General features: G+C 61.9%; 9 protein-coding genes. 1 reads left to right on the top strand and 8 read right to left on the bottom strand.

All coding sequences use genetic code 11. The annotated features are described in order from the left end of the window. Positions 1 to 39 precede the first annotated feature (39 nt). Positions 40 to 492, top strand: a complete 453-nt coding sequence (locus BLV41_RS04630; RefSeq protein ID WP_074710785.1) for a Rieske (2Fe-2S) protein — start codon at positions 40 to 42, stop codon at positions 490 to 492. Here BLV41_RS04630 and BLV41_RS04625 read toward each other — a convergent pair. The 8 genes from BLV41_RS04625 to BLV41_RS04590 form a co-directional block, all read right to left on the bottom strand. Then, the gene (locus tag BLV41_RS04625) at positions 489 to 1,466 is read right to left on the bottom strand and encodes an aldo/keto reductase (RefSeq protein WP_074710784.1); all 978 of its coding nucleotides are present in this window, start codon (positions 1,464 to 1,466) and stop codon (positions 489 to 491) included. The genes BLV41_RS04630 and BLV41_RS04625 overlap by 4 nt on opposite strands. 56 nt (positions 1,467 to 1,522) lie before the next feature. Next, a complete protein-coding gene (locus tag BLV41_RS04620) occupies positions 1,523 to 2,185 on the bottom strand; it encodes a hypothetical protein (protein ID WP_244516734.1) in 663 nt (220 codons plus the stop codon). Further along, positions 2,182 to 2,769, bottom strand: a complete 588-nt coding sequence (locus tag BLV41_RS04615) for a DUF402 domain-containing protein (RefSeq protein WP_244516732.1) — start codon at positions 2,767 to 2,769, stop codon at positions 2,182 to 2,184. The genes BLV41_RS04620 and BLV41_RS04615 overlap by 4 nt, the downstream gene beginning before the upstream one ends. After that, positions 2,766 to 4,757, bottom strand: coding sequence for a 1-deoxy-D-xylulose-5-phosphate synthase (dxs, locus tag BLV41_RS04610; RefSeq protein ID WP_074710783.1), 1,992 nt, complete (start codon positions 4,755 to 4,757; stop codon positions 2,766 to 2,768). The genes BLV41_RS04615 and dxs overlap by 4 nt, the downstream gene beginning before the upstream one ends. Positions 4,758 to 5,012: 255 nt before the next feature. Then, on the bottom strand, positions 5,013 to 7,841 hold the full coding sequence (locus tag BLV41_RS04605; protein ID WP_074710782.1) for an aconitate hydratase: 2,829 nt from the start codon (positions 7,839 to 7,841) through the stop codon (positions 5,013 to 5,015). Positions 7,842 to 7,909: 68 nt separating this feature from the next. Continuing rightward, positions 7,910 to 10,465, bottom strand: a complete 2,556-nt coding sequence (locus BLV41_RS04600; protein ID WP_342028172.1) for an HAD-IC family P-type ATPase — start codon at positions 10,463 to 10,465, stop codon at positions 7,910 to 7,912. A gap of 8 nt (positions 10,466 to 10,473) precedes the next feature. Beyond that, positions 10,474 to 11,922 (bottom strand): class I SAM-dependent RNA methyltransferase, encoded by a 1,449-nt coding sequence (locus tag BLV41_RS04595; protein WP_074710781.1) that lies wholly within the window; start codon positions 11,920 to 11,922, stop codon positions 10,474 to 10,476. Between the two features lie 5 nt (positions 11,923 to 11,927). Next, positions 11,928 to 13,898, bottom strand: coding sequence for an APC family permease (locus tag BLV41_RS04590; RefSeq protein WP_074710780.1), 1,971 nt, complete (start codon positions 13,896 to 13,898; stop codon positions 11,928 to 11,930). Between the last annotated feature and the right edge of the window lie 12 nt (positions 13,899 to 13,910).

Genomic DNA, 13,910 nt, shown 5'->3' with positions numbered 1-13,910 from the left:
GGTTGGCCTGGGGACGGCCACACCTGAAACAATGGGACCATGACTCCTGAACCAACTTTGACCCGCCGTTCTGCCCTGCGCGCCACCACTGCTGCCACGGGAGCTGCTTGCGCGCTGGCCCTCGCGGGCTGTACACCGGCCGGAAACGCGGCCTCCGGCAATGGCGAGGTCCCCTCAGAGATTCCCACGGGCGGCACGCGCTATCAGGTGGGCAAGCTCTCGGAACTTCCCGTTGGTACGACGGCGGCGGGTACGGCCAACGGCGTCGAGGTTGTCCTGTTCCGCGCCGACGAAACCACCATTTTGGCCTACACCGATGTGTGCACGCATGCCGGCTGCAAGGTGGCCCCGCAAGGCGAAGACTTCAAATGCCCCTGCCACGGCTCCGTTTTCAAGGGCAGCGACGGGACCGTAGTGTCGGGTCCCGCCAAGGAAGCCCTCCCCCGCTACGCAGCCGCCATCGACGGCGAATGGATTACCGTTTCCCTCTAGAACAGTGCGACGCGCGGGACCTTCGGGAAGATCGAATCCAGCTCGGCCAGGTCTTCTGCCGTGGGCTTCCATCCGGCCGCTTGTGCATTTTGACGCACTTGTTCGGGCTTGGTGGCTCCGGCGATCACGCTGGCCACCGATGGCTGGGCGGCCAACCACGAGAAGGCCACCTGAACCTCGCTCAGGCCGCGGGCAGCCGCGAAGGCACCAAACGCCGTGAACTGGTCTTGATCGGCGTCCGCAACCATGTGCTGGCGGGTGTGTGACAGGCGGCTGCCTTCAGGCACCACGCCACCACTGTACTTACCGGTCAGCAGTCCGTTGGCTAGCGGGAAGTACGGCATGACACCCAAGCCGTATGCCTCAGCGGCGGGAGTTACTTCCAGCTCCGCACGGCGGTCAAGCAGGTTGTAGTGATTTTGGCTTGCCACAAAGCGCTCGGATCCTTGGCCGCGGGCCGTGTATTCGGCATCGGCAATCTGCCACCCGGACAGATTTGAGTGCCCAATGTAGCGCACCTTGCCTGAACGGACCAGGTCATCCAGGGCCGAGAGTGTCTCCGCCATGGGGGTGTGCCCATCCGGGGTGTGATAGTAATACAGGTCCAAATAATCTGTGTTGAGCCTGCGCAGCGAGGACTCGACCGATTGCAAAATGTACTTGCGTGAGCCGCGTCGGCCCCAGTCGGCGCCGTTGGCACCCTGCGTGTCCATGCCGAACTTGGTGGCAACCACAACGTCTTCACGGTGCACGCCCAGCGCCTTGCCAAGAATGGATTCACTCAGCCCCGGCGTCATGCCGTACACGTCTGCGACGTCAAAGTGCGTAATGCCGGCATCAAGTGCGGCATGCACCACGGCGTTGCTCCCCTCCTGCGTCTGCGTCACGGTCCCGCTGCGGCCCAGGTTGTTACACCCGAGGCCCACAGCGGAAACGGTCAGTCCGGAACGGCCTACTTGTCGGTATTCAATCATGGTTCCACTGTACCGAAAATGCTCAGTGTCCCTGTCAACAGGCCGTCCCCAAGATACTACAAGCTGAAGGCCGTGCCTCCGGTGGGGCTGTGCTTGGCGCGCAGCGCGCTGGGATCATCAATGGGTCCCGTGGCTACCGTGAGCTTGGTGAAGTCGAGCTTCTCCTCGCGGATGCACACCTTGACGTTGGCGACGGCGCGGGCGGCGTCGGGCGCCACAATGTACACATTGAGCTTGCCCAGGCCATGGCCGGCCGGGTTGAATTCCATTTTCTCCAGCACTCCGCTGCCGCGCCATGCAAGGTGCGCCGTCAAGGTTTCCTTGACCCGGTTGGCGAGGTGCTTGTCCCGGTCTGAGACGCGGTCACTCTTCAGCGCGAACTGGGCAACCACAAGTGACTGCTCTTCCCGGGCCAGCACAGCATAGCCATCCGTGATGCACTGTTCGGTGAAGGCGGCCAACATTCCTTCGGCCTCTTCGAGCGTTTCCACGGAAACTTCCTTGGACGTGCTGACGTGTCCCACGGTGCCATGGTTGACAACAAAGTACGTCTCCGGCGCGTCGGCACCGTCCGTCTCTTCGCCGCTGAAGGACTCAACCCACGCTTCGCGGAAGACCAGGGCTCCGGCGTCGTCCTTCTTGTACATGCGCACAATATTGGGGTCCAGCCCCGCCAAGATGGTCTGGTTGCTCTGTTCGCTGCTGTTGTTGTCGCTCATGCTGATGGCGATGTCCTTCCTAGGGTGAACCAGGCCGCATCGCGGCCGTCGAATGGGGCATTGGCGGCGCCTACCTCCGCAACGAGGTCCGCGCAGGCGGATTCCATGCGTGTGCACAGCTCGTCGGGGTACGACAGCTCAACGCGGTGCTGGGCAAATTCGTCTTCGTCGTCAACGTAGAGCCCGCGCGAGGCAGTCCGGACTACGTCCAGGTCCATGTCGATCATGTGGAACTCGACCACGTTGGGACGAATGCGCCGCCACTGGAGATCCAGGGCCAGGTCAATGTACAACTCCACGCCGCCAGGATGGGACTCATCGTAGAACGTGGCCACCCAATCACCCGTGAACGGGATCAGCAGGACGGCATCGGATTCCGTGTACAGGGCAGCCCCGGGGCGCGAGATGAATTCATTGGTGCCCTGAAAAATCCAGTGGCCAAACTCATCGCTTCCCAGGTATCGCCCGGGAACAACCCAGTGGGCGGTTCCGTCATACTTGCGGTTGCGGGCAACCACCAGGTCACCCGGACGGGGATCTTCCGACTCACGCCGCAGAACAACGGATTCCTTTGTAGCCGTCACAGGATCGGCAGCTGTCCCGTGCGTGGAGCAGGCTGGCCCGGCAGTGGACGAGCGAAGGGAACCTTGGTGCCAAGGACCTGTTCGACGACGTCCTGGGCCACCCGCTGCGCCGTCAGACCGACGCGCTCAAGCACCTGGGCACGCGTTCCATGTGCCAGGAATTCCACCGGGAGGCCCACCTCATTCAAGGCTGTGTCGATGCCTGCAGCGCGTAGTTCCTGGCGGATGCGCGAACCTACGCCACCGGCGCGTACGCCGTCCTCCACCACAATGACAATGCGGTGTTGCGACGCCAGCTGCACAATGGAACGCGGTACGGGCAGGACCCAACGCGGATCGACCACGGTGGAGCTAATCCCTTGATCACCAATACGCTGAGCCACCTCAAGAGACAACTCACTCATGGCGCCCACGCTGACGATCAACACGTCCGTCTGCGGATCCTTGGGCGTGTCAGGCATGTGGTGGTGATTGCGGGCTAGAACGTCAACGCCGTCGTACAGCCGTTCCAGGGCCGCTATCTCGGGGCCGGCCTTGCCCTTTGAATAGCGAACAACGCTGGGTGCGTCGGAAATGGCAACGGCCTCGCGCAATTCTTCACGCAGGCGCACGGCGTCGCGGGGTGCGGCCAGATGCAGGCCGGGAATGATCTGCAGCATGGACATGTCCCACATGCCGTGGTGACTTGGACCGTCCGGACCGGTGACACCGGCGCGGTCAAGGACAATGGTCACGCCTGCCTTGTGCAACGCCACATCCATGAGGAGCTGATCAAAGGCACGGTTCAAGAAGGTCGCGTAGATGGCAACGACGGGATGCAGGCCGCCGAAGGCCATACCGGCCGCCATGGTGAGCGCATGCTGTTCGGCAATGCCAACATCGATCACGCGATCCGGGAACTCTTTGGCGAATTTGGCCAGACCAACGGGAAGCAGCATGGCTCCCGTGATACCCACGATGTCTTCACGCTCTTGGGCGATCTTGGCAATTTCATCACCAAAAACACCCGTCCAGGATTTGCCGCTCGGTTCTTCTACCGAGGCACCTGTCTCTGGATCGATCACTCCCACTGCGTGGAACTGATCGTTAACATCCGCCCGGGCCGGGGCATAGCCGCGGCCCTTCTCCGTGAACGCGTGGACAATGACCGGTCCACCATAGTTCTTGGCGGCGGAAAGGGCCGATTCCATGGCCTTCTGGTCGTGTCCGTCAACGGGGCCAATGTACTTGATGCCAAGATCTTCGAAGAGTCCTTGGGGCGCCCACCAGTCCTTGACGCCCTTCTTGGCGGCGTGCAGGCTCTTGTAGACCAGCTGCCCCACGGTATTTCCTTCTTGCAGGCGCTTCTTGCCCCAGGACATGGACGCCTCGTAGCGCCGGTGGGTCCGTACCTGATCCAGTGCCGGGCGCAGGGAGGCGAGGTAGTCCGCCACGCCACCGACGGTGGGTGCATAGGAACGGCCGTTGTCGTTGACCACAATCACAAGCTTGCGGTTCTTGTCCGCTGCAATATTGTTGATGGCTTCCCAGGTCATGCCACCGGTCAGGGCGCCGTCACCAATGACAGCAACAACATGGCGGTCAGATTCACCATTGAGCTGACGGGCCCGGGCAATACCGTCTGCCCAGGAAAGTGAGGAGGACGCGTGTGAACTTTCCACAATGTCGTGTTCGGATTCACCACGGTCCGGGTAGCCGGAGAGGCCGCCTTCCTGGCGCAGCGTGGAGAAGTCCTGGCGCCCCGTGACCAGTTTGTGAACATAGGACTGGTGGCCCGTATCAAAAATGACGCTGTCCTTGGGTGATTGGAAAACCCTGTGAATGGCAAGGGTCAGTTCCACCACTCCAAGATTGGGGCCAAGGTGGCCGCCCGTCTGGGAAACGTTGGTAACGAGGAAATCGCGGACCTCTTGGGCCAGCTCTTCCATTTGGCCTTCGCTGAGTTTTCTCAGGTCGCGCGGATGCGTGATGGTTTCTAAAAGTCCCATTGGTACCTCCCTGGGTCCACAGTCAACGTCTAACAATATCGCGTCCACGCCGCTGCAACTGCCGAACGCGACTAACACGGGTCGATAAGTGGCGCGAATCGCGCCCCGGCGCTACCGTTTAACGGCGGCAAGACGCATGCAGGGCGGGTATTCGGTTTCCCGAAGACCGCCCTGCATGCGTCTTGCAAGTGCCCACGCGTCCGAGGTCCCCGGATCAAGTCGCGCTAGCGGCTCAATCCAGGGAGGACGTGGGGATTATGCCTTGGCGGAGATCTGACGCAGTACGTACTGCAGGATGCCGCCGTTACGGTAGTAATCCGCTTCACCTGGTGTGTCGATGCGCAGATCGGCATCGAAGCTCACCGAGGTGCCGTCTTCGGCAACGGCGGTGACCTTGAGGGTCTTGGGCGTGGTGCCGTTGTTCAGCTCGGTCACACCTTCAACGGAGAAGGTTTCCGTGCCAGTCAGGCCCAGCGATGCAGCGTTCACACCGGCCGGGTACTGCAGCGGCAGGACGCCCATGCCAATGAGGTTGGAGCGGTGGATGCGCTCGTAGCTCTCGGCAACAACAGCCTTGACGCCCAACAGTGCGGTGCCCTTGGCGGCCCAGTCACGTGAGGAGCCCGAACCGTATTCCTTACCAGCCAAGACAACCAGCGGGGTGCCGGCAGCCTGGTAGTTGACGGACGCATCGTAGATGTACGACTGCGGGCCGCCTTCCTGGGTAAAGTCGCGGGTGAAGCCACCTTCGACGTTGTCCAGGATCTGGTTGCGGATGCGGATGTTCGCGAAGGTTCCGCGAATCATGACCTCGTGGTTTCCACGACGTGAGCCGTAGGAGTTGAAGTCCTTGCGCTCAACACCGTTGGCCAGCAGATACTGGCCGGCCGGGGTCTCGGACTTGAAGGAACCTGCGGGGCTGATGTGGTCGGTGGTGACCGAATCGCCCAGCTTCAACAGAACACGTGCACCGGCGATGTCGGAGACGGGATCGGCTTCTGCCTTCATGCCTTCGAAGTACGGGGGCTTACGAACGTAAGTGGACTTGGGATCCCACTCGAAGGTGTTGCCTTCGGGTGTTTCCAGGGCCTTCCAGCGATCGTCGCCATCGAAGATGGTGGCGTAGGAGTTCGTGAACATGTCACGGTCAATCGAGGCATCCATGACTTCCTGGACCTCAACCGGGTTCGGCCAGATGTCCGCGAGGAATACATCGTTGCCGTCGGCATCCTGGCCCAGGGCGTCGGTGTCGAAATCGAAGTCCATGGAACCGGCCAGGGCGTAAGCGATAACCAACGGCGGTGAGGCCAGGTAGTTCATCTTCACGTCCGGGTTGATGCGGCCTTCGAAGTTACGGTTACCGGAGAGCACAGCGGTGACGGACAGATCGTTTTCGGCAATAGCTGCCGAAACTTCGGTGTCCAACGGGCCGGAGTTGCCGATGCACGTGGCGCAACCGTAACCAACCGTGTAGAAGCCCAGCTTCTCCAGGAACGGAACAAGCCCTGACTTCTCGTAGTAGTCGGTGACTACCTTGGAGCCCGGAGCAACGGAGGTCTTGACCCACGGCTTGGACAACAAACCCTTGTTGACGGCGTTGCGGGCCAAAACGGCTGCAGCGAGCATCACTGAGGGGTTGGAAGTGTTGGTGCAAGAAGTGATCGAGGCGATCGAGACTGCACCATGGTCCAGCTCAAATTCAACGCCTGATTCGTTCTTGACGTGAATGGGGCTGGACGGGCGACCGTTGGAACCGGAGGCGGCGGAGACCACTGTGCGCTCGGTGTCGTGCTGGTGCGTGTCCGGGTGCGTGAAGGACGGGGCGTCCGAGGCCGGGAAGGATTCTTCCAGGGACTCATCAACCGTGTTGCCGTCAGCGTTTGCATCTGCCGAGACGTAGTTCTTCAGATCCGAACGGAACTGCTCCTTGGAGTTGGTCAGCTCGATCCGGTCCTGCGGACGCTTGGGTCCGGAGATGGAGGGAACCACTGTGGACAGGTCCAGCTCGAGGTACTCGGAGAACTTGATCTCCACGGAAGGATCGTGCCAGAGGCCCTGTTCCTTCGCGTAAGCCTCAACCAGTGCCAGCTGCTCATCCGAGCGGCCGGTCAGGCGCAGGTAGTCAACCGTGACTTCGTCGATCGGGAACATGGCAGCCGTGGAGCCGAACTCCGGGCTCATGTTTCCAATGGTTGCGCGGTTGGCCAACGGCACACCGGCAACGCCTTCGCCGTAGAACTCAACGAATTTGCCAACGACGCCGTGCTTGCGCAGCTGCTCCGTGATGGTCAAAACAACGTCGGTTGCCGTGGCGCCGGCCGGGATGGACCCGGTCAGCTTGAAGCCGACGACGCGCGGGATGAGCATGGAGACGGGCTGGCCAAGCATGGCTGCCTCAGCTTCGATGCCGCCAACGCCCCAACCCAACACGCCCAGGCCGTTGACCATGGTGGTGTGTGAGTCGGTTCCGACCAGGGTGTCCGGGTAGGCGCGAAGAACTCCGTCGACCTCGCGGGTCATGACGGTGCGGGCCAAGTACTCAATGTTGACCTGGTGGACAATGCCCATTCCCGGGGGAACAACCTTGAAGTCTTCGAAGGCGGTCTGGCCCCAGCGCAGGAACTGGTAACGCTCACCATTGCGCTGGTATTCGATATCCATGTTGCGCTCAACGGCATCTGAGTTGCCGAAGACGTCGATCTGAACCGAGTGGTCAATGACCATTTCGGCCGGCGCCAAGGGGTTGACACGGGTGGGGTCTCCGCCGAGTTCCTTGACGGCTTCACGCATGGTGGCCAAGTCAACGATGCAGGGAACTCCTGTGAAGTCCTGCATGATGACGCGTGCCGGGGTGAACTGAATTTCGGTGTCGGGTTCCGCACTGGGATCCCAACCTGCCAACGCACGTACGTGGTCGGCTGTAATGTTCGCACCATCTTCGGTACGAAGCAGGTTTTCCAGCAATACCTTGAGGCTGAACGGAAGGCTCTTGGCGCCTTCTACCGAGTTCAGTCGGAAAATCTCGTAGTCGGTTCCGGCGACATTAAGTACGCCCTTGGAACCAAAACTGTCCACATTTGTCATTGATGGACTCCTCTCGCCACTGCTTTTATCTTGGTCACGCACGGGGCAGGATGCCAGTTAGGCACGCCTTACTCGCGCTCGGAGACCGCCCCGCGCTTCTTCAGAAAACGGTAGAGCAACTCGATCGCCAAACATCCCGTTGCAGTCACGGCAATAGTAACCGCTAACAAGGACCCCTGGGGTATGTCCAGGGCAAAGAAGTTTCTGGCGAACGGGACAGCCATGACCAAGGCCAGGCCCAGCACCATGGCGGCCACCAGCAGGGCCCGCCATTTGTCGAAGGGGCGGGCCAAGGCGCCAAGAACCCAAAGCGCTACAAGGAGCACAGTCATGGTGACGGCAGTTTGGGCTTCCCGCACGGCCAGCTCTTGCTCCAACAGGGGGTTGGGGAAGGCAACGGCGTAGGAATACACGGCCATAATGCATGCTGCCACAATGGTGCCGGAGGGGATGGCGAACATGAGCGTTCGCCGTAAGAAACCGGGTTGATAGCGGCGCGCGTTGGGCAACAGGGCCAGGAAGAAGGCAGGTATGCCAATGGTCATGGAACTGACGATCGAGAGTTGCCGCGGCAGGAACGGGTAGCGCCACATCAAGATGCCGATCACGATCGAAATGATGATGGCGTAGGTGGTTTTGGTGAGGAACAGGTTGGCCACACGCTCCACGTTCGCGATGACTCGACGACCCTCGGCCACGACTGCGGGCAGATGTGAGAACTGGCCATCGAGCAACACCAGTCGCGAGACGGCCTTGGTGGCTGCCGCCCCGCTTCCCATGGCGATGCCGATGTCGGCGTGTTTGAGAGCCAGAGCGTCATTGACGCCGTCGCCCGTCATGGCGACGACGTGGCCTGCGCCTTGCAAGGCCAGCACGATGGCTTTCTTCTGCTCGGGCGTGACCCTGCCCAACACACTCTCGCGCTGCAGCACATCGCCCAAGGCGTCAAGATCCTCCGGCAATTCACGCGCGTCGTATCCGTCGCCATCAAATTCAAAACCGACGTCCCTGGCCACGGCGGCAACCGTCCTGGGGTTGTCGCCGGAAATGATTTTCAGGGCTACACCTTGTTCACGGAAGTAGGCCAGAGTCTCGGCGGCGTCGGGGCGCACCTTTTCCCTGAAGACCAACAGGGCCACGGGTTTCAGGCCCGCCAAGTCAAAGACGGGATCACCAGTTCCGTTAGTGGCGGGTCGCTGCTCCCGGTGCGCCAAAACGACGGCCCGCAGCCCGCGCCCAGCGGCCTCAAAAGCCGCCGTGAGGGGTTCGGTGTGGGAATCGGGCTGCAGGACCATCTCAGGGGCACCCAGCACCCAATCGCCGGCAACAGGAGCGGCACCAAAGGTCACCGCGCCGAATTTTCGGGCGCTGCTAAAGTCCAGCACAGTCGCGGGGGTCTGCTCAACGCTTTCGCTGTAGGTGGCGGTCAAGGCTGCCGCGGTTGCATTGGCGTTGGGGTGGGAGCCCAGCCAGGCCAGAACCTGCCGCCATCCCGGGACCTCCTCAAACACGGTGGTGCCTGCCAGCTCCATCCGGCCCTCGGTGAGCGTTCCGGTCTTGTCCAGGCAGACCATGTCGACGCGGGCCAGCCCTTCCACCGCCGGCAGTTCCTGCACGAGTACTTGGCTTCGGGCCAATGTTACGGCGGCCATGCCGAAGGAGATGCTGGTCAGCAACACCAGTCCTTCGGGAATCATGGCCACAATGCTGGCCACGGCACTAACTACTGCGATACGCCAATCCCCCGAGGCAATCGCGGCAGCCCACCCGCCGTGAGCGCTCATCTGGCCGTTGACAACCAGCACGATGATGGGAATCAGGGCCCATGCGATGTAGAGGATGATTCGGTTGATCGAGTTGCGAATCTCCGAGTTGACCAGCGAGAACCGTCTGGCTTCGGCCGTCAACGCCGCGGCATAGGACTCGGCGCCCACCCGGTGCACGCGTGCCGAACCGTGACCGGCCACCACGGCCGAACCCGACAAGGTTAAATCGCCGGCGGACTTTGCCACTGGATCCGACTCCCCCGTCAACAGTGATTCGTCGAGTTCCAGCCCCTCCGAGGCAACCACCACAGCGTCGGCGGGAACTTGATCACCGGTCCGCAGCAGCAGGAGATCGTCTTGGAGGACCTCGGCCACAGCGAGTTCCAACACTGAGCCGCCGCGGCGCACCCTGGCTCGGGGAGCATGGAGGACGGCCAACTTGTCCAGTGTGTGCTTTGCCCGGTATTCCTGAACCACGCCAATGGCGGCATTGGCCACCACAATGAATCCAAACAGGGCATCGCGGGGGTCCCCCACCAGCAGCACCAAGACCAGGCAGCTGCCCAGCACCGTGTTGAACAGCGTGAACACGTTGGCCCGAACAATGGCCCACACGCTGCGGCTGCTTTCATGCGCCACCGCGTTGCTGAGCTCGGCCGTGTGCCGCTCATGAACTTGGGCCGTGGTGAGCCCATCGCGCGCCAAGGCAAGGGGATCCACGGGCGCCAGCTTGCCGCGCGCCGCCGCCATGGCGGAACGGCGATGTTCATCGCGCCGTTCCGCCAGAAGCGTGACCTTGGGCTTGCTGCGGGTGAGGTCGCGCCGGGCAGGGCTGACCTTGGATTCGCTGTGGTTCAAGGGCGTTCCTAGTTCGTGGTGGTGACTTTCGCTGCCGGAACCAACAATGCCACGGTCTCTACGTGGTGGGTGTGCGGGTACAGATCGAAGGCACGCAGCTTTTCAACCTTCCATCCGGCGTTGGTGAAGTACTTTACATCCCGGGCAAAGGCTGCCGGATCGCATGAAACGTAGGCAATGGCCGACGGCGAGGTGGCCACGAGGGCGCGCACCACAGCCTTTCCGGCACCTGCACGCGGCGGATCAAGAACCACTGCGTCAAAGCGGCGGCGTTGTCCTGCCTCCGTGTGCGAGGCGCGGGACTGGGTGCCCAGAATCTTCTCAACACGGCCCTGCAGGATTTCGACCTGCTCGCTGGCGTGCAGGTTCTTCCTGGCGTCCCGGCTGGTTCCCGGGGAACCTTCCACGGACAGCACGCTGCCGTCGTTGCCAACGGCGTCTGCCAGCGGTGCGGTGAACAGGCCGGCTCCGGCGTACAGATCGGCAACATCGGCGCCGTCGTTAAGGTAGCCGCCTTCGAGCAGGTAACCCAGGGCAGCGTCGGTGAGAACCTTGGGGGCCTTGCGGTGAATCTGCCAGAATCCGTCACCAGTGACACGGAATTCGTGATCGTCGGTTGTTTCCCTGACCCAGCCGCGGCCGTTAATGACCTCGATGGCACTGTTTTCAGGGTTCCAGCGCGCCACGGAGGGGGCAGGTTCAAGGGCGGCCAAGGCACGGGCCACACGCTTAACGGCGGCTCCGGCAGCCTTTTCACTCAGTCCGGCCGTCGGCGCCAGCAGCACCAGGGTGCCCGAGCCGTTGGCGGGGGCGGCAACCTCAACACGTTCGATTCCGGTGAAGTCGATTTCCCACAAGCGCAGCTCATTGATGGCCGGCAGCGCCAGCGGCATCTCCTGAACCGGCAAGATGGCGTGTGAACGGTGGGCGTGCATGCCCAACCTGCCCGACGGTGTAACCGCGAAGCCTACGCGGGTGCGCCAGCCCAGCCCGGCCTGCTGCTCGGGCGTACCTGCGGTATCAACATCCTCAACGCCGGCAGCAAAGAGTGCATCGACCAATTCAGCGGAGAGGCCGCCCAGGCGTTCGAGCTGCTCACGGACCACCGAAGTTTTCAGGGCCAGCTGACCGGTGCGGGAAACGTGGCCGAATTCTGCACCACCGATGGGGGCAGCATTGCGGGCACCTGCACGCAATGCATCAGCTTCGGGCCAGAAGTGCTCCACACGTTCCGGTGCGGCTTCCACGACGCGGGTGACATCCGCGCGCCAGAATTTTGCTTCCTCGCCTTGATCCGTCAACGCGATTTCAACGGTTTCACCCGGAATGGCGTGGCGGACAAAGATGACCCGGCCATCATGCCGGGCAACGCAATGGCCGCCGTGGGCCACCGGTCCCACGGTCACGGTGAGGCGGGGGGTGACGGTGGGGCTGGGGGTGCTGGTGGGCTCGCTCATAGGCTCTATTCCTGATATTTCTTCGCGTCAGTGGAGGATTTCAGCTGCCAAGGCACGCTGGCAACCACTACTCCTGGTTCAAAATGCAACCGCGTCTTAATGCGCAGGGCCGTCTGGTTGTGCACCAGCTGCTCCCACCATTTGCCCACCACGTATTCCGGGATGTAGACCACAATCAAGTCCCGCGGGGAATCCCTGCGCATGGCCTTAACGTGGCTGATCAGCGGCGTCAGCGTTTCCCGGTAGGGACTCGCCAACACAGTCAACGGTACCGGGATGGCCAGCCTCTCCCAATCCGCGATGGTCGCTTCGGTCTCTGCCGGGTCCAAATCAACGGTGATTGCCTCCAGTGTTGACGGCCGGGACGCCCGTGCGAACGCTATTGCGCGCATGACTGGCTTGCGTACGTGCGAGACCAAGATCACCGCGTGAATGCGGGCGGGAAGGGCCTTGATGGCCGAGTCCGTTTCGACCGCCAACTCCTTGGCGACGTTGTCATAGTGGGCGCGGATGCTCCACATGATGACAAACAAGACCGCCATGGCAAGCAGGGCAATCCAGGCGCCCTGTTCAAATTTCGTGACCAAAACAATGAGCAGGACTGTCAAGGTCATGCAGAATCCGATGGAGTTGATGACCCGGGAGCGCATCATTTTGAACCGCACGGATTTGTCTTTGACCTTGAGCAGCTCCCGGCCCCAGTGCCGGATCATGCCCAGCTGGCTGGCCGTGAAGGAGATGAAAACGCCCACAATGTAGAGCTGGATCAACCGGGTGACATCAGCATTGAAGGAAATGATGAGCACCAGGGCGCCTGCTGCCAGCAGCAGTACGCCATTGCTGTAGGCCAGACGGTCGCCGCGGGTACGCAGCTGGCGGGGCAGGTAGCCGTCCTTGGCCAAGATGGAGGCCAAGACCGGGAAACCGTTGAAGGCCGTGTTGGAGGCAAAAACCAGAATGGCGCCCGTTGCGGCAACAATGATGAAGAACGGGATGGACCCGGCACCAAAAATAGTGGACGCGATCTGGCTGATCGACGGGTTCTGCACATAGTCTTCGGGCAGCGCCACGCCGTTCAACAAGAACTCGGTGTGGGGGTCCGCCACGATGTGAACGTCTGTGGCATTGGCAAGGAACAAAATGCTGGCCATCATGCCGGCAGCGATGGCTCCGAGTAGCAGCAGCGTTGTGGCCGCATTTTTACTCTTGGGCTTGCGGAAGTTCGGTACACCGTTGCTGATGGCCTCAACACCTGTCAGGGCTGCGGCGCCCGAGGAGAAGGCACGCAGCAGCAGGAACGCGCCAGCCAGGCCAACAAGTCCCTGGTTGAAGGCAGCTTCGGGCACAATCTCAAACTCGGCCGACGGCGCCTTGCCCAGGGATCCCGTCAGGGCTTGGAACAGGCCCGCTGCCGTCATGGAGAAGATGCAGAACATAAAAATGTAGGTGGGGACGGCGAAAACACTGCCTGCCTCGCGCACCCCGCGCAGATTGACCAGGGCCAGGATGATGACACCTACGACGGCGATCAAGGCCTGGGTGCCGTGCCAGCCGGGCACCGCCGTGGCCAGGTAGTTCGCCGCGGAGGACATGGACACGGCCACGGTCAGCACATAGTCAACCAGGAGCGCCGAAGCCACGGTGAGTCCCGAACGCTTGCCAAGATTGACGGTGGCGATCTCGTAGTCACCGCCACCTGAGGGATAGGCGTGCACGTTCTGCCGGTATGAGGCCACAACAGTCAGCAGGACCACCATGACGGCCAAGCCCACCCATGGTGACAGTGACACCGCCGCCACGCCGGCCAAGGCCAGGGTGAGCAGGATTTCATCCGGGGCGTAAGCCACCGATGACAGCGCGTCCGAGGCGAAGACGGGCAAGGCGATGCGTTTAGGCAGCAGCGTGTGGGCAAGTTTGTCGTTGCGGTAGGGACGCCCCACAAGGATCCGCTTAAACGCGTTGAAGAAGTTCAGCACGCGGGTAACGCT

It is taken from the genome of Arthrobacter alpinus (assembly GCF_900105965.1).
Lineage (GTDB): Bacteria > Actinomycetota > Actinomycetes > Actinomycetales > Micrococcaceae > Specibacter > Specibacter alpinus.
This window is presented reverse-complemented; position numbering and strand designations above follow the sequence as displayed.